Raw genomic sequence first — 16,999 nt, 5'->3', positions numbered from 1 at the left:
CCAGATTCATCTGACGGCACATCCACCGTCACCATCTACAGATGAGCAACATTAGACAATGCTGGACGGAAAGAAAGCCTTGTCAGGCTGATGCGATTACCGAATGTCACGGTCAGATCATCGGCAAACGCGAAACCGTCCGAAGGGGCACATAGGCAACAGGAGTTGACCTAGGCAGAGAAACTGACGGCAACGCCCTTCTTCTTGAAATAGGACTGCATGATCTTGCGTCCCTGGCGATTGGACTGCGCCAGCTTGCCCGGCTCGAAAACCGCTTCCTTGACGCCGTCGCGCTTCATCACGGCCTTGAGCGCGGCAACCTGGGTATCCAGATCTTCGTTGTCGTTCTTGATCGACACGTAAATATTGTCGATGGCTTCGTTCAGGGTCAGATCGCTCACGTTTCGGCACTCCATGCTCGTTGGCATTCACCTAAAGCGGTTCATTTCGAAATGGAAGCTGTTTGATGGTCTGCATCGGCCACGCCCGCATGAAAAACGCCGATTATGCAACAGTTCTGACGCCAATTCCGGTTTGATCGCTCCGCATTGGCCCGAGAGCCATAAGCATCCGCCATGAAAATATTGCAGATCAGCGAAGGGTCACGTGGTCGATGCGGAAGAGCTGGAAGTCGGTTTCCCGTTCAGGCGCGATACGGATCAGCCCTGGCCAGTCCCCGCCAGCCGACAGCGTGGCGTAAAGCGCCGTATCCCCGTCTTCGGATCTGAGCTTGAACCGACAGACCGCCAGATAGTCAAATGGCGCAAGGGCCGCGCGACGCACATCCGGATCGGCAGTGGTAAAGGTCTCGAACATGCGTTTCATGCCAGGAGCGGCGCGATGAAACGGCACATTGGCAATAGAGAACCCATCCGGCAGAACCTCCGCAAGCGGCATCGAGAGACCGAGCGGAACGGCGATACGGCCGGGCGCAACTTTCGACAGAACGGAGAAATCCTGATCCTTGCATTCGTCGAAACTCATGAAATCAACGCTGTCGAAAGACCACTCGATCGGCGGCACGGTGACATAAAGCAAGCTTGCCGTGCCGATAACGCCAGCAGAAAGTCCGCCCGCCCAACGCCGCTGCAAGACGCTCTCTCCAGATATCAGATGCGCGATGATGGCTGGCAGGAACAACGGCGCCAGAGCCGCAGGGAACCGGATATAGCGCGTCACGATCAGGGTAAGGACAAGCGCCGCAGCAGCGATCAGCAGGCTGATGACAAGGCCGGGATCGCGTTTGGCCCTGGCCCACATAAACGGCACTGCGCAAGCAATCATCATCGCCTGCAGCGCGAGATTGAGCACGGCTTCATATTGGCCTTTGCGGTAGAACAGGAGGAAGCTCTCCTCCTGCCAGATCCGGTTGAACCACAGCGCCCGGGACAGAGGGTCGATCACTTGGTACGGCCCCTGCAGACACGACGGATAGAGCCAGGCGACGGCGCCGAGGAGAGCCGCCGTCGGCAGGCCTAGCACCAGCAGCTTGACAGGCAGCGCCGCCGAGGCAGCACCTCTAGATGCTGCAAATAGAATGAGCGACCCACCAATCATCAACATGAGATAGGGCGCAGAAAACGCGTCGCACTGCGCCAACGCCACATTCGGCCCCAGAAAGGCCGCAGCACATACAACGCTTGTCGCAAGCATGGCTGCAGCAGCGCCGGCTAGCACCTGCTCCGCTCCGCGCACGGCGAACAGATAACAAACAACAAGACCAGAAAACGCAATCACCACAAACGGCAGGCATTCCAGCCCAACGACGACCGACAGCGCGCTGCCCGCCCCGATCAACCAGCCGCCCGCCCGGTCCCAGCGAAGCAGTCCCAGCAAGACGGCAAGCATCGTGATGATCTGCACATTGTGATGGTCGATCCGGCCGGGGGCAAATTCAAGTACCGCAGTAACCATCAGCACCATGGTCAGCGCAAGCACGAGCGAATAGCGCACGCCTGAAAGCTGAAAACCTCCGAGCAGCCGCGCGATGATCAGGACGCAAAGCCAGCTGAAAATCGCCAGCATCAGCGGCGGCCAGATCAGGAAGGCCCACTCGAGCGCGGCACTGGGCGGCAGGAACGATTCCAGAATTTTGGCAATCACCACATAAGGCAGGTCAATCAGACGCGACCACGGCGAAACATAGGCATCCGGCGTTGCAATCATCGGCAGCGTCAGGTCGAACCAGTGCCCTGCGGACGACATCACCGTGCGGATCTGCAACGCGCGCATGTGATTGTCGACATCGTCATGAAAGATCTTGCCGTCGGCAAGGTCGGCCAGAACCATGATCAGCCCGGTCAGATAGACGATGAAAAACCGCACGCCAAAACCAAGGCCTGCGCCGGCGCGCTGACGCACCCTGCGGTCGACGTCGTCACCAGATATGATCTCGTTTGCAGACATGGCGCGATCATGTCCCAAGCGCCTTGAAAATAGATTAATCTGCCGCCACGTTGTGCTCCCGCAATGGCCACGAGATACTGAACTCTTCACCCGTTTATCGATTGCTTTAGCTGCCGATTGAACAGGGAGCACCATAGCGCGAGCGGTTTGCTGGAGGTGTCGAGATTGAGCGCTGCAGCCTGAAAAGAAAGTCCCCTCCGCTTTCCCGCTTGACGATCCAGCCTGCAGCCAGTCATCTGACTGTCATGATCAATGAGAACTTCACCCCGTTTGCCCATCAAAGCCCGACAGGCGCCAAACTCGCCGTCAGGCATTTGTCGGCACACGATGTGGCGCGCGGCGTTGTGCAGATCAACCATGGCCTGGCAGAACACGCGGCCCGATACCAACGCTTTGCCCGGGTGCTCGCCGCACACGGCTATCACGTCTATGCGCACGACCATCGCGGCCACGGCGCCACCCGCGCACCGGACTCGATCCCCGGTGCCTTCGCCACCAGGGACGGCGCAGCCAAGGTGATTGCCGATGTCGCAGCCATTCATGCGCTGATCGCCGAACGCCACCCGGGGCTGCCGGTCGTCACCTTCGGCCATTCCATGGGTGGCCTGATCGCGCTGAATTTCGCCGAGACGCATCCCGCCGCCAGCGCGGCACTTGCGGTCTGGAATTCCAATTTTAACGCCGGACTGGCGGGGCGCGCCGGTCAGATCGCTCTCAGGTTCGAGGCCATGTTCAAGGGGTCCGACACCCCGAGCGCCATTTTGCCGAAACTCACGTTTCAGACATGGGCCGATGCCATGCCCGACCGCCGCACCGATTTCGATTGGCTGTCGCGCGACACAGTCGAGGTCGATCTCTATATTATCGATCCTTTGAGCGGCTGGGATGCCACGGTGAGCATGTGGCAGGATGTCTTCAAGCTGATTTACGCAGGAGGAAACGGAGCAAATCTCGCCAAACTGCCAAAAACGCTGCCTGTCCACCTGATCGGTGGCGCTGAGGACCCGGCAACTGACAAGGGCGAGGCCGTGACCTGGCTTGCCGAAGAGATGCAAAAGGCAGGGCTGACCAACGTTACGAAGCAAATCCTTGCCGGCACAAGGCACGAGTCATTGAACGAGATCAACCGGGATCGCACGGTGGACGATTTCCTGGCGTGGCTGGATCGGGCGCTCCCGGCCGCAAGGTAATCCAGGATCAAATCGGACCGCCACAAGCCTGGCGGCGAACCATCACCAGGCCGCATTCAACGGATCGCCGCAGGCGTGACACGCTCCGCCCAAACCTGCTAACAGACAATCGCGAACCGGAGTGCTGACCATTTTTCCCGATCTTTTAACCCGCGATATCATCACCATGTTTGCATCTGTGACCCTGCAGACAACCGAGAGCAAAACCCATGACTGAAACCCCGGACGCAACCCCATCCGGCGCTGCCCCGCTTGCCGGAGTTCGTGTCATCGAACTGGCGCGCATTCTTGCCGGACCCTGGGCCGGACAGTTGCTGGCCGATCTCGGCGCAGACGTGATCAAGATCGAACACCCTGAAGGCGGCGATGATACCCGCCGCTGGGGCCCCCCCTTCGTCACTGGCGCGGACGGCGAGAACCTGTCGGCGGCCTATTACCACTCCACCAATCGCGGCAAGCGCTCGATCACGCTCGACATTGCCAGCCCCGAGGGCGCTCAGACCGCGCGTGATCTGATTGCCACCGCCGATGTGGTGCTGGAAAACTTCAAGGTCGGTGGCCTGAAGAAATACGGCCTCGATTATGACAGCCTGAAAGCAGCCAATCCCAGGCTCGTCTATTGCTCGATCACCGGCTTCGGCCAGACAGGGCCCTATGCGCCGCGCGCAGGCTACGATTTCATCATCCAGGCCATGACCGGCATGATGTCGATCACCGGCGAACCCGGCCGCGAGCCGCAAAAGGCCGGCGTCGCCATTTCCGATGTCTTCACCGGGCTCTACTCTGTCATCGCCATTCAGGCGGCACTGCGCCACGCCGAGAAAACCGGCGAAGGCCAGATGATCGACATGGCACTGTTTGACACCCAGGCCGGAATCCTCGGCAACCAGAACCTCAACTATCTGGTTTCGGGCACACCGCCGGTGCAGATGGGCAATGCCCACATGAACATTGCTCCCTACGAGGTATTCCCGGTGTCAGACGGCCATGTCATCATCGCGGTCGGCAATGACGGCCAGTTCCAGCGCTTCTGCAAGCTGCTCGGCGCAACCGGGCTTGGCGCCGATCCGGAGTTCCAGACCAACCCGTCACGCGTCGAGCACCGGGTACGACTGCGCGCAGAATTGATCGCAGCGCTTGCCAGCTGGAAAAAACTCGATCTTCTCGCGGCCTGCGATGCCAATGCTGTGCCGGCCGGGCCGATCAACAACATCGAAGAGATGTTTGCCGACCCGCAGATCGTTGCACGCGGGCTCAGGATGGACCTCACCGATCAGGCCGGAACCGAAATCCCCTCGGTTCGCGCCCCAATCATTCTGCCCGCCTCGCCACTTCACTATGACAGGCCAAGTCCGCGTCTGGGCGAGCATACCGACGAAGTGCTGACCGAGCTCGCAGACATCAAATCAAAAGGAACACGCACATGAAAACCGGCGGCCAGCTGATTGTCGACACACTCAAGGCCAATGGCGTCGAGCGTCTGTTCTGCGTGCCCGGCGAAAGCTATCTCGCCGTGCTCGATGCGCTGGTGGATTCCGGCGTCGGCGTCACAGTCTGCCGTCAGGAGGGTGGCGCCGCGATGATGGCCGACGCCTGGGGCCGCCTCACCGGCAAACCCGGCATCTGCTTTGTCACCCGCGGCCCCGGTGCCACGAATGCCACAGCCGGTCTGCACATTGCCCGGCAGGATTCTATCCCGATGATCCTGTTCATCGGCCAGGTCCAGCGTGACGCCCGCGAACGCGAGGCCTTCCAGGAAGTTGAATACCGCCGCGCCTTTACCGAATTCGCCAAATGGGTCGGCGAGATCGACGATCCGGCCCGCATCCCGGAATTCGTCAACCGCGCCTTCTCCGTGGCCATGTCCGGCCGCCCCGGCCCCGTGGTACTGGCGCTGCCCGAAGATGTACTGCGCGAGGTGGTTGAAAATCCGCCGGCGTCGATCCTGCCAAACCCGGTTCCCGTCATTCGTCCCGGCGCGCCCGAGATGAAGGAACTTGCGAGGCTCATTTCACGTGCCGAAAGGCCGGTGATGATACTCGGCGGCACCCGCTGGACCGAAGACGCCGTGCGTCAGGTCGAGCGCTTCGCCGAACGCGCCCAGGTGCCCGTCGGCTGCTCGTTCCGCCGCCAGATGCTGTTTGATCATCTCCATCCCTGCTATGCTGGCGACGTCGGCATCGGCATCAACCCGGCGCTTGCGAGCGAGATCAAGAACTCCGATCTGGTGATGCTGATCGGCGGACGCTTTTCGGAAATGCCGTCTTCCGGCTACACCCTGCTCGACGTGCCGTTCCCGTCGCAGCCGCTGGTCCATGTCCACGCCGACGCCGGTGAACTCGGCCGCGTCTATCGCCCGCAGTTGGCCATCAACGCCGACCCGACTTCCTTTGCCGAGACACTCGCGGGCCTCGATATCGACACCACACCAGCGCGCGGTGCGCGGACGGCAGACATGCACAAGTCCTATCTCGACTGGTCGACCCCACCTGAAACCGGACCCGGCGACGTGCATATGGGCCCGATCATCGACTGGCTCCGCAATGAACTTCCCGAGGATGCCATCCTGACCAATGGCGCAGGCAACTACGCCACCTGGGTGCACCGCTACATCCGCTTCAGAAAGTTCGCGACACAGGCAGCTCCCGCCTCGGGCTCGATGGGCTACGGCGTGCCTGCAGCAGTCTCCGCCAAGCAGGCGTTTCCCGAGCGGCTGGTCGTGGCCTTCGCCGGCGACGGTTGCTTCATGATGCACGGCCAGGAATTCGCCACCGCCGTGCAGCACAAGCTGCCGATCATCGTCATCGTCGTCAACAATTCGATGTACGGCACCATCCGCATGCATCAGGAGCGCGATTACCCCGGCCGCGTCAGCGCCACGGAACTCACAAATCCGGATTTCGCAGCTCTGGCCCGCGCCTATGGCGGCCATGGCGAGACGGTGGAAACAACCGCCGACTTCGCTCCAGCGTTTGAGCGCGCCCGGGCAAGTGGCATCCCGGCGATCATCGAGATCAAGCTCGACCAGCAGGCGATCACGCCCACACGGACGCTGTCCCAGATTTCGGGCACCGGGGTCAAGAAGTAGCGCAAGACAGGTTTTCGGGCCTTGTCCCGGCGGCAGCGAGCGCCATTTTGTTGGCTATGAACAGATCACAGCCAACACCCCCGCTTTCCGTCTGGTATGACGGCGATTGTCCCGTCTGCCGCCAGGAAGTGGCGCTATATAGCCGAATTGATCGGGACAGCCAGATCGACTGGATCGACATCGTCGCGCTCGCCGACAGCGAGTTGCCCGCCGGCAAGTCCCGTCAGGATCTGCTGGGCCGCTTTCATGCACGCGAGACCAACGCACCTTGGCACATCGGTGTCGATGCCTTCGCCGCGATCTGGCAGAGACTGCCGGTGCTCAAGTGGTTTGCGTTCCTGTTCCGCACGCCTCTCATCCGGCAGCTGGCGCAGATAGCCTATCTCGGCTTTCTCAGGTGGCAGCGCCATCACCGCGCCCGTCGTACCCGTCAAGAAGGCTTCGTTGCTTGCTCCCGGGAAGGCAAGTCCTGAGCCGCTCAAGGCCGCGCCCGCAATACCCCGACCCACAAATCACCATCGGTTGACCAGGGGTCGCCGCCGCCGTTTCGTCCCGACCGGACGTCGTGAAAACCGGGAACGATGTAACTGTCTTCCAGGTCCTCTGCCTGCGTCAGGTCGGCTTTCAGCGTGTCGCGTTCTTGGTCGATATCAGGCGCTATGTGGTGCGTCAGTTGCCCGGTCGCGTGGCTCAGGCCGATACCCCGATCGAACGCCGCAGCGCCGATATAGACTGGCGACGGCCGCTCCGGATGCGGGGGCAATAGCCACAACCGCACATGATGCCTCTGGTCAGGATCCGGTCCTGCGGGTTTCTCAAATGCAAGATCCTCACTCCGCCCGAACAAGAACAGCCGACTGACGGGAGCGCTGACATAGGCGCGCTCCAGGATGATATCTGCCGCAATCTCCAGATCGCTTCTGAAGCCGAGCGGATCGGCAGCAAACCAGCCTGCCGCCTCCATGGCCGATTTCACCGCAGCTTCGGTTCCGATCAACGCCACATTGAGAGGGTCGCCTGCATGGTGATCACCGGTCTCGGTCAACCGGGGCAAGTCATCCGAAAAATCGACCACTGACCCGGAGAAGAGTGTCCAGACCATGGGAACAACTCCGTAAGCCAGCGCTGTATAGGCAAGGGTTGCCGCGATCACGACAAGAAGGGCGCGCCGGGTCCTCTTTCGTTTGCCTGGCATAGCTTAGCTATCCTTGCGAGATTGGGAAATCCACAGCGCAATTCATGCGCTACGGCCCAGCTCTTGTCCACTCACGGAAAACCCTGCCAGGCAGCGCACTCAGCTCCTGAGATGTTCGGTATGCTGGAAGATGGCCGTCGAGCGGGCGCCCGAGCGGCAATAGCCGAGCATCGGCTGCGGCAATTCCTCGATGGCGTCGACCATTTCCCGCACAGCGTCCGCTGTCACGCCCATGGGGCCCACAGGAATGTGACGCGCTTCCATGCCGAGGCTTTCGGCCGCCTGCTTGATGCTGTCAAAGCTCGGTTGGTCCGGCGCTTCGCCATCGGGGCGGTGGCAGACGATCGACTGGAAGCCGGCGGCCTTGATGGCGGCCAGATCCTCGACGGAAATCTGTCCTGCGACGGAATAATTCGGGGTGACTGGGCGAAGATCCATGACGTCATCTGCCTTTGAAGTGAGGCGCACATTGATCAGGCGCGCCAGAGTTCGGTCTGTCAGACTGACTTAAGCAATGGCTGTGAGCGCGTCAATGCGGCGCAGTTGCCGCAGCCCCGTGCCCTTGCCTGTAATCAGCCAGTGATTGATCTATGAGTGCCCGCCCTAACCCGTTCGGTGACAGCCCCTATGATCTCCACAACTTCCGGAAAACAACCGCAACAGCGGCCGCGGATCCGCATGAAATGGTACACCTTCGACGGCACGATCAATTGCCAGGGGTCGTCGGTCAGAAGTTTTTCGACGGCCGCCTCGATCTCGTCTTTCGACAGGATGTTGCACTGGCAGACAATCATGGACGTTCTCGACACTCACGCACTGCAGCCAGCCCGGGCTGCCAGTTGACGCTAAAACCTGTATGAATTACTCCACAATCTTTGACCGAGGTGTCTGCAGCTGTCAAACACCGGATGTCGGAGCGCAGCAAACGCCACGGACCGCCTTTTGAGGCAACAGACAAGACGCAAAAGGAAGAACCCGCCAGTGGGCGAACGCGCACTTAAATCTGCAGCCTGGATCGTCTCGCTCCTGTGTCTCGCGCCGATTGTCGCGGTTGCCTTTGCGGCCGTCTCCGGCACGCTCGACACCTGGAACAGCCTGATGGCGACGGTGCTGCCGCGCTATGCCTGGACCACGGTGCAGCTGGTGGTTCTGGTCGGCATCGGCACCGGCGTGGTGGGCACGGCGACGGCCTGGCTGGTCACCACCTGCAGCTTCCCCTTCCGCCGCACCTTCGAGATCGTGCTGGCGCTGCCGCTCGCCTTCCCTGCCTATGTGCTGGCTTACGCCTACACCGACTTGCTCGATCATCCGGGCGCTGTGCAGACCGCACTCCGCAAGATCACCGGCTGGGGACCACAAGATTATTGGTTCCCCGAAGTCCGCTCTCTTGGCGGCGCAGCCATGATGCTGATCTTCGTGCTTTACCCCTATGTCTACCTGCTCGCTCGCGCAGCCTTCCTCAAGCAGTCGCCCACCGCCTATTTCGCCGCCCGCACGCTTGGCCACACGCCCTGGTCGGCCTTCTGGCGCGTCAGCCTGCCGATGGCCCGCCCGGCCATTGCCGGTGGCGTGATCCTGGCGCTGATGGAAACCATCGCCGATTTTGGCACGGTGGCGCATTTCGGCGTCCAGACCTTCGCCACGGGCATCTATTCGGCCTGGTTTTCCATGGGCGACCGAATGGCCGCCTCGCAACTCGCGCTCTGCCTGCTTGTGGTGGCGCTGACCTTCGCGCTCCTCGAACGCGCTCAGCGGGGCGCTGCCAAGCGCTTTCCCGCAGGCTCGCGCATCGAGACCATGGAGCGTCATAACCTCGGAGGCTGGCGCGCCGCAGCAGCTTTTGCCGCTTGCGTTCTTCCGGTCGCCATCGGCTTTGCCATTCCTCTTGTGGTGCTCACCGACATGGCGATCGGCGCCGGCAAATCGCCGTTTTCGCCGCGCTATCTGGGTTACGTGCAGAACTCTCTGACGCTTGCCGGCATCACCGCGTTTGTCACCGTGACCTGCGCCATCATCATCGGCTTTTGCGCCCGCATCGCGCCGAGCCTGGCCGCGCGCTTTTCGGCCGCTGCTGCAGGCATCGGTTACGCCGTCCCCGGCGGTGTGATCGCGGTCGGGCTGCTGGTCCCCTTCGCAGCCCTCGACAACGCAGTCGACGCCTGGGCGCGGGTCAACCTGGGCTTCTCCACCGGCCTGTTCTTCACCGGCTCGATCGGGCTCCTGGTGGTGGCCTACATGGTGCGTTTCATCGCTGCAGCACTTGGCGCGTTTGACACCGGCATCTCTGCGATCAAGCCCAACATCGACGCCGCGGCGCGCACCCTTGGCCGCACTTCAGGTCGCATGCTGCTTGAAATCCATCTGCCGCTGCTCCGCCCCAGCCTGCTGACCGCGCTGCTGATCGTCTTTGTCGACGTCATGAAGGAACTGCCGGCAACGCTGATCATGCGCCCTTTCAATTTCGATACGCTGGCTGTGCAGGCCTACCGCCTCGCTTCCGACGAGCGCCTCAACCAGGCTGCCCTTCCCTCGCTGATGATCGTCGCCTTTGGCCTGCTGCCGGTGATATTACTCTGCCACACGATCGGCAAATCCGGCCGCCCGCAGAAGGTTGTCCAGCCCAGGGCCGATGCGCTGGTGCCCTCGGCCTGAGCGGACCAGGTCAGGCACCCGAACCAATGCCAGAGCAAAGCTCAGCTAGACGCAATGCCCTTACCCCCTACTCAAGCAGGTCCCTCATGATCTGGAGTTGATCAATTGTGAGTGGTTTTTCGAAGTAGGTCTTGACGAAATCATACTGAAGCGCGCGCTCACGATCCGCACCGAGAAGCGAGCTGGTCAGCATCGCCACCACCGGAACATGGTGCTCAAACTCCACTGCGTAGTGTGCCAGGAACTCGAAGCCGTTCATGATCGGCATGTTGATGTCGAGTATGATGGCATCAGGCATGCTCTGGTGCAGAATGTCGAGCGCTTCCCGCCCATTGAAGGCGGCAATCATTTTGATGGACGGATCGAATTTGCGGATCGTGTATTCGCAAATGAACTGGTCGGCCTCATCGTCATCGACGATCAATACTGTCTGCATCGGCATTGGCATCTCCATCAGGCAGTTCGACGACAAAGCGGCTGCCCTTTTGTTGTGGTTCAAAGGTCACGTTTCCGCCGAGAGCCTCGGTGCTCTTTCTCAGAATATAGAGTCCCAGCCCGCTGCCAAATGCCTTTTCGGGGTGAAACCGCTTGAACATTTCAAACAGCATGGGCCGGGCGTCCGGCGGGATACCGAGCCCGTTGTCGGCAAAGGCGATATGGACCAGGCGGTTTTGGCGGCTCGCCGAAATGACCAAAACCGGCTTCGGCTCATCGGCATCTTTGTATTTGATCGCATTGGACAGCAGGTTGGCTATGATCATCTGGAATTTGATCGGCTTGCTGATGATTTGAAGCTCCGGATCAATGTCGACATCAATTGCCATGTCCGAAAAGCCATCGAGATGGGAGAGTTCATCGAGCGTCTCATCCACGACCGCGCGAACCGATATCGGAGCAACCTCCTCCACCATCAAACGGGTGCGGGTGACGGCGATGATGTTCTGGATCAGACCGTCTAGGCGCTTGAAATTTCGCTCCAGGCGATCAAGCGTGGTGACGAGCACACCGTGTTCGCCGTTCTGCAACAGGTCCTTGGCAATATGCACGAGCCCCAGCGACGAGGCGACCGGCGAGCGCAGGTCGTGCGACGTGCGATAGGCGAATTCCTCGAGCTCGGCATTGGCTTCAAGAATTTCCGCCTCGAAGCGCTTTCGCACCGTGATGTCCCGCACGATGCCGCTATAGATCACGCGATCGGCAAGAGAAATGCGGGCTACCGCCAGCTCGACTGGAAACACGGATCCGTCGCTGCGCCTGCCCTCCAGTTCGCGGCCAATGCCGATAATCTTTGCCTGACCGGTACGGTGGTAGCTGTCGAGATAGCCGTCATGCTCGTCGCTGTATCGCTTCGGCATCATCATCTTGACGTTCTCGCCGATCATTTCTTCGCGCCGGTAGCCGAACATGTCCTCGCAGGCGCGGTTCACCGTCAGGATCGTGCCGTTTCTGTCGATCGTGACAATGCCATCTACGGCGGTGTCGATAACGGCTGCCAGTCGCGCCTCGCTGGCCGCCAGAGCCGCGGCGCTGCGGCGGTAGCGCTGTGAATACCAGAAGGCATAACCGGTAAGGCCCAGGTAGAGGATACCAGAAACCAGCACCAGCGTTGACAGCGTCTGAAGCGTTTCGACGCTGTGGTCGGCACCAAGCTGCTCGCGGTGGTGCAATTCCTGGGCCAGAAACTCCAGATGGGTCAGGAGAAGAACTGCAAGATAGGCCACCACCGCTATGGCGGAAGCGACAAGCCGAACATGGTTTCCGCTTCGCTCAACACCCAGATAGATGAGGCCCGAACCGATTACCAGGAAACCGAAACCTGTGTGCGGAGACATCCGTGCCGGACCAAACCAGTCATGGGCGCGATCAAGCCGGACGCCATAGCCGAGCAGGGCAATGGCGGCGATGCCGGCAACGACAAATCCCAGTGCAAGACGGGCTTGGCTGGCAAAATGAATGCGGGGAATGCTGATGCCGATGGCAGCAAGTAGAAAACAGATCGCTGAGTTGGGCGCCATACGTCCCGGCGAACTCGCGCCGACGGTGACAAAGGGGGTATTGAACAGCGTATCGATACCAACGTTGATTCCGCTTACATATTGATACAGCGAAACAACGGCCATTAGTGCGGTGGCTATAGTCAGCGTGTAGACAACCCGTGTATAGCCATAGGCCGCAGCGATGAAGGCCGTACCAAGCAACACCAGGCACAGCGCGGTGTTGAACTGCATTGCCAGCACGATTGGAAAGCTTTCGGCGATCTGTTCGAGACGGAGCAACCAGATTGCGATGACGATCATGCCAATCGTGACGCAAACAAGGCCAATTCCCTGCGCTGCCGGGCCCTTGTAGAGTTCTCGGTTCACCTGCTCTCCCAGTGATGCGCAGACCGACTTTCCGTACTTGAAGGCCCAGAAATGCGCCCAACGATTAGACCGCTCTAATGCTCGCAACGCAAGTACCCAGCAGGGGCCAATACATCGGAAAATTGGGTCAGACAGCAACAATTGGAAGACGCCGCGCTTGGGTGGTGACCAACCGTTTTGGAGAGGCACAGCCAGTCAAACCGGTAGCAATTGCTTTTCCGGACAACCCGTTTTCAGCCTCTAGCCGAACCCGCTCGGCTCGTCGGCTCTTTTCTTTAGGATGGAACCGACGATCATGTCAGAAAAGTCTAAGTAATATGACTTACTTATAGTCGGCCTTGCACTTGATTTCCGGCACGGCTGCCTTGAACCCGGCGCGCTGTTTCGAGCGCCCGATACTCAAGATACCGGCTATGCGCTTTTCGCGGTTTTGAACAACCATCCGGGCGCATCCTCGGCCACCGGCGCTGATGTAGCCTTAGCCATGTGCCACGCCAGAACCTGATTGCTGCTGAGCACCGGAATGCCAAGTTCCGCCTCGAGCGCATCGATGACATCAAGGGTTCTCAGATTGGTGCAGGAGAGGAACACCGCGTCAGCGCCTACGGCCGCAAGGCGCGCCGCAGCCTTGATCGAGCCCGGCGCGATTCGAGCCACACGCGCCTCGACAGCTTCGCCGAAGGTCAGGGTCTCGCCCACCGCAAATCCCTCCGTCACAAACGCATCGCGCACGGGGGCCGAGATGCTGTTGACATAGGGCGTCACAAGGCCGAGCCGTTTCACGCCAAGAGCCCGCAACGCCGCCAGCGCAGCAGTCAGCGGATCGGTGACAACGGGCGTGTCCACGCCCCGCCGCAGCATCTCGATCACGGCTTCCGCCCCGATCAGCGTGGTGCCCGAGGTGCAGCCATAGGCTACCGCATCAAAACGCGCGGCTCGCGGCAAAAGCTTCGCGGCGCGGGGCAGTTCTGCTTCCATCGCGGCTATTGAGTCGGCCGACAGCTCTTCGCCGGATGGAATGCGGCTCACGTAGATCGCGATGTCGCGATCAGGAAACAGCCGACGAAAATCCTGCTCCAGCGTTTCATCCGCCTGCAGCACCACCAGCCCCAGCGTCGCTTTCGAGCCGATCGGATGCGTGAGATCAAAGCCTGTCTGTTTCATCCCATGATCTCCGGCATGTCCGCGGGGGCGCGGCGAGACAGCAGTTCAGGGCCTTTCGCGCGCAAGACCACGTTTTCCTCGTGCACCAGAATCCGTCCAGTTGCGATCTCGACGCCGGGTTCGAACGTTAGCACCATGCCCTCGCGCAGCTCGGTCGTATCAAGCGGGGTCACCGAAGGCCATTCGGTCAGTGTCAGCCCCAATCCATGGCCCAGCCTGCCACCGCCAACAACCGCGCCTTCGCGCTCCAGCGCCTCGCTCAGAATGCGGTGCAGATCGCGCGCCAGCATGCCCGGGCGCAAGCTGGCAAGCGCCGTTTCAGTCGCAGCATAGAGGCTTGCATGCGCCCGGCGGACATCATCAGTGGCGCGCCCGATGGCAAAATTGCGGTCGAAATCGCAGAAATACCCCTCGCGCACGGCGCCCGTATCAAGCATCAGCACATCCCCCGCCTGCAGCGGGCGCTCATCTGCGGGCGAGATGACATCGCCATAGCCGCCCTGCCCGGCCGCACCGGCAACATAGCTGACCCAGTCAGCCCCCTCCTTGAGCAGCGCCACCTGAAACTCGCGAAACACCTGAGACAGCGGCATGCCCTGACGCACAAACCCCGGCACACGGTCAAAGGCAGCATCTGCAATCGTGCAGGTGGCGCGGATCTTGGCAATTTCGGCCTCGGATTTGATTTCGCGCACACGGTAGACGGCCGCTGTGCCATCGGCAATCTGACGCGGCGCAATCATATCCTGCAGGCGCAGAAAATCGGCAACCGGCATCCGCAAATGGCTTTCAAGCCCCATCGGAATGCCGATACGGCCAGAGGCCGGCACCAGTTCCATAAGCGTATCGGCCAGCAGGCTCACACCGTCATCCACCGGGTCCGGCGCGTTCCAGGTGCGGATGTCCTTGATCCAGCAACGGCCCATCAGCTCTGCCCCGATCGCCGGAATGACTGCAACCGGATCCCCCGCTGCAGGCACGACGACAAACCAGGGACGCGCCGGGCTTTCCCAGAACCTGGTCAGAAACCCCGTGGTGTAAAACACGTCTGCAGGCGCGGTCAGAAGCAAAGCATTGAGGCCCGCACGCGCCATCTCCCCTTGCAGCGCTCTGATCCGGCGGCGGTATTCGTCAGCAGGAAAGATCAGTGAATTTTCAGGCATCCTCCGGCCCCTCGCTCAGGATGCACAGCACATGGGCATCTGCCCCGATCCCCTCGATACCGGCCAGAAGCGCCGCAATGCCCGCTGCACCCGAAGGCGTCGAGGCCAAGCCGTGGGCCGCCACCGCCGCCGTACCCGCTGCCGCCTCGGCTTCGCTCACCGTGATGAAGCGGTCGGCGTCACGCGCCAGATCAGCCAGCGCCAGCATCGACGGCGTCTTGCAATCAAGCCGCCCCATGGAGGAGGCCGGCCCGTCGGTCACAACCACCCGGCCCGCGCGTATGCTTTCGATCAGCGCCGGCGCCGCCTCGGGTTCCACCACAATCATCTCAGGCGTGTCGCCCCAGGCAAGGCGCAGTTCCGCAGCAACCGCAGCCGCAAGCCCGCCCACGCCCGCCTGCAAAAGCACATGGCTAGGCACGTCACCTGGCTGTCCGGACATCTGGTCAACAATCTCGGTTGCGATCTGGCGATAGCCTTCCATCACCCGGAACGGCAGTTCGACATATCCGGGCCAGGAGCCGTCCGACAACAGCGTCCAGTCATTGACTTCAGCCGCTTCAACCGCAGCCTGCATGCTGGCCTCGTAGTCGGCGCCCGCCCGCACCACCTGCGCGCCCATGGCTTGAAGACGTCTGGCAAAGTCCTCTGGCACCGCCCCGGACAGATACACCACAGCCAGTGCGCCAAAAACCCGCGCCCCGGCCGCCACCGACATGCCGTGATTGCCCGCACTGGCGGTCACGTATGTACGTCCATTCAAGGCCTTTTGCAGATCGCCGCCCGCTGCCGCAGCCTGCCGCGCAATCACGTAGGCAGCGCCAAGCGCCTTGAAACTGCCAAGTCCCATCCGGCCGCGTTCGTCCTTGATTGTCAGCCTCGCAACACCAGCCTTGGCGGCAAGTTCGGGGCAATCGACCAGCGGCATCTGCATGTGCTTTGGGCATTGTGCGAGCAGGGCAGCAACCGCGCCCGCATCCGCTCCCGGCATCGGCTGAAGTTCGGGCAGGCCCTTGCCACGAAATCGGTTGTCCAGTGCCTTTGTCATGCGCTCCTCCATTTGATCACAAGGGCAGGATAGCGCCAAGCGCCTTTGGCTTCCCGGATATTTTGGCGTTCCACCGTCCGGTTTTCAGACCAATATGCCAATTATTCTCCGAATTCCGGACCAGAGCCCGAAATAGTCTGGCCCGGCATCTGATTTCAGGCGAGTATCACGCATGGACAAATTCGACGCAGCCATTCTCGACGCCATTCAAAGCAACAACCGCCTCACGGCCGAAGCGCTGTCGAAGCTGGTGCATCTTTCGCCTGACAGCTGCCGCAAGCGCCTCGCACGGCTCAGGGCTGAAGGCTATATCGATGCTGACATCGCGGTGCTCAACCCGGCAAAGCTTGGCCGCGGGTTGATGCTGATTGTCGAGGTCTCGCTGACGTCGGAACGCCCCGCCGATCTCGACCGGTTCCGCGACAGGATGAAGGCGGCGCCCGAGGTGATGCAGTGCTACTATATCACCGGCAACAGCGATTTCCTCATGATCCTGTCGGCAAGCGACATGGCCGACTACGAAGCCTTCACCCGGCGCCATTTCTATGCGGAAGAGAACATCACCAAGTTCCGCACCAGCGTCGTGATGGACCGGGTCAAGACCGGCTTTTCAATTCCCCTGCCTTTTGGCGATGCTGATCCGCAGGGTTAGAAATCTCCCCCCTCACCCTTGCCTTGATTGAAACCGGACGTCCCAATCGGGCGGCAAAAAGGGCAATTTTTCATTAGC

Annotated in this window: 15 protein-coding genes and 1 pseudogene; 6 read left to right on the top strand and 10 right to left on the bottom strand. The window is 61.0% G+C overall.

Annotation, left to right across the window (positions count from 1 at the left end; genetic code table 11):
• Window positions 1–170 precede the first annotated feature (170 nt).
• Both WNZ14_RS21470 and WNZ14_RS21465 read right to left on the bottom strand, forming a co-directional pair.
• Entirely contained in the window at window positions 171–401 is a 231-nt protein-coding gene (locus WNZ14_RS21470) for a hypothetical protein (RefSeq protein WP_342870737.1), read from the bottom strand.
• 190 nt (window positions 402–591) lie between these two features.
• On the bottom strand, window positions 592–2,406 hold the full coding sequence (locus WNZ14_RS21465; protein ID WP_342870736.1) for a hypothetical protein: 1,815 nt from the start codon (window positions 2,404–2,406) through the stop codon (window positions 592–594).
• A gap of 245 nt (window positions 2,407–2,651) precedes the next feature.
• Here WNZ14_RS21465 and WNZ14_RS21460 point away from each other — a divergent pair, with 245 nt between their 5' ends.
• From WNZ14_RS21460 to WNZ14_RS21445, 4 genes are all read left to right on the top strand, one after another.
• Window positions 2,652–3,596: an alpha/beta hydrolase gene (locus WNZ14_RS21460; RefSeq protein ID WP_342870735.1), complete on the top strand. Its 945-nt coding sequence runs from the start codon at window positions 2,652–2,654 to the stop codon at window positions 3,594–3,596.
• A 209-nt stretch (window positions 3,597–3,805) separates the two neighbouring features.
• Complete coding sequence (locus WNZ14_RS21455; RefSeq protein WP_342870734.1) at window positions 3,806–5,023, top strand: CaiB/BaiF CoA-transferase family protein; 1,218 nt, start codon at window positions 3,806–3,808, stop codon at window positions 5,021–5,023.
• The gene (locus WNZ14_RS21450; RefSeq protein WP_342870733.1) at window positions 5,020–6,684 is read left to right on the top strand and encodes a thiamine pyrophosphate-binding protein; all 1,665 of its coding nucleotides are present in this window, start codon (window positions 5,020–5,022) and stop codon (window positions 6,682–6,684) included. The genes WNZ14_RS21455 and WNZ14_RS21450 overlap by 4 nt, the downstream gene beginning before the upstream one ends.
• Window positions 6,685–6,740: 56 nt before the next feature.
• Entirely contained in the window at window positions 6,741–7,157 is a 417-nt protein-coding gene (locus tag WNZ14_RS21445; RefSeq protein ID WP_342870732.1) for a DUF393 domain-containing protein, read from the top strand.
• Between the two features lie 5 nt (window positions 7,158–7,162).
• On the opposite strand, the gene WNZ14_RS21440 is transcribed toward WNZ14_RS21445, so the two are convergent.
• The 3 genes and pseudogenes from WNZ14_RS21440 to WNZ14_RS21430 form a co-directional block, all read right to left on the bottom strand.
• On the bottom strand, window positions 7,163–7,879 hold the full coding sequence (locus WNZ14_RS21440; protein WP_342870731.1) for an LssY C-terminal domain-containing protein: 717 nt from the start codon (window positions 7,877–7,879) through the stop codon (window positions 7,163–7,165).
• A gap of 99 nt (window positions 7,880–7,978) precedes the next feature.
• A complete protein-coding gene (locus WNZ14_RS21435; protein ID WP_342870730.1) occupies window positions 7,979–8,317 on the bottom strand; it encodes a TIGR01244 family sulfur transferase in 339 nt (112 codons plus the stop codon).
• Window positions 8,318–8,505: 188 nt separating this feature from the next.
• A pseudogene (locus WNZ14_RS21430) lies at window positions 8,506–8,673 on the bottom strand ((2Fe-2S)-binding protein); the annotation flags it as partial.
• A gap of 187 nt (window positions 8,674–8,860) precedes the next feature.
• On the opposite strand from WNZ14_RS21430, the gene WNZ14_RS21425 reads away from it, so the two are divergent.
• The gene (locus tag WNZ14_RS21425; protein WP_342870729.1) at window positions 8,861–10,531 is read left to right on the top strand and encodes an iron ABC transporter permease; all 1,671 of its coding nucleotides are present in this window, start codon (window positions 8,861–8,863) and stop codon (window positions 10,529–10,531) included.
• 67 nt (window positions 10,532–10,598) lie between these two features.
• Here WNZ14_RS21425 and WNZ14_RS21420 read toward each other — a convergent pair whose 3' ends face one another.
• The 5 genes from WNZ14_RS21420 to WNZ14_RS21400 all read right to left on the bottom strand — a co-directional run bounded on the left by WNZ14_RS21420 (window position 10,599) and on the right by WNZ14_RS21400 (window position 16,269).
• Window positions 10,599–10,973, bottom strand: a complete 375-nt coding sequence (locus WNZ14_RS21420; RefSeq protein WP_342870728.1) for a response regulator — start codon at window positions 10,971–10,973, stop codon at window positions 10,599–10,601.
• Window positions 10,942–12,894: a PAS domain-containing sensor histidine kinase gene (locus WNZ14_RS21415; RefSeq protein ID WP_342870727.1), complete on the bottom strand. Its 1,953-nt coding sequence runs from the start codon at window positions 12,892–12,894 to the stop codon at window positions 10,942–10,944. Before WNZ14_RS21415 ends, WNZ14_RS21420 begins: the two co-directional genes overlap by 32 nt.
• Window positions 12,895–13,305: 411 nt before the next feature.
• Window positions 13,306–14,058 carry an aspartate/glutamate racemase family protein gene (locus tag WNZ14_RS21410; RefSeq protein WP_342870726.1) on the bottom strand — a complete coding sequence of 251 codons (753 nt, stop codon included), beginning with the start codon at window positions 14,056–14,058 and terminating at the stop codon, window positions 13,306–13,308.
• Window positions 14,055–15,221, bottom strand: a complete 1,167-nt coding sequence (locus WNZ14_RS21405; RefSeq protein WP_342870725.1) for a Xaa-Pro peptidase family protein — start codon at window positions 15,219–15,221, stop codon at window positions 14,055–14,057. Before WNZ14_RS21405 ends, WNZ14_RS21410 begins: the two co-directional genes overlap by 4 nt.
• Window positions 15,214–16,269, bottom strand: coding sequence for a pyridoxal-phosphate dependent enzyme (locus WNZ14_RS21400; protein ID WP_342870724.1), 1,056 nt, complete (start codon window positions 16,267–16,269; stop codon window positions 15,214–15,216). The genes WNZ14_RS21405 and WNZ14_RS21400 overlap by 8 nt, the downstream gene beginning before the upstream one ends.
• A 172-nt stretch (window positions 16,270–16,441) precedes the next feature.
• Between WNZ14_RS21400 and WNZ14_RS21395 the strand changes: the two genes are divergently transcribed.
• A complete protein-coding gene (locus tag WNZ14_RS21395) occupies window positions 16,442–16,921 on the top strand; it encodes an Lrp/AsnC family transcriptional regulator (protein ID WP_342870723.1) in 480 nt (159 codons plus the stop codon).
• The last annotated feature ends 78 nt before the right edge of the window (window positions 16,922–16,999 follow it).

The organism is Hoeflea sp. AS60 (assembly GCF_038900115.1).
GTDB lineage: Bacteria > Pseudomonadota > Alphaproteobacteria > Rhizobiales > Rhizobiaceae > Hoeflea.
The sequence above is the reverse complement of the archived record's forward strand: the minus strand, read 5'-3'. Positions and strand labels throughout refer to the sequence as shown.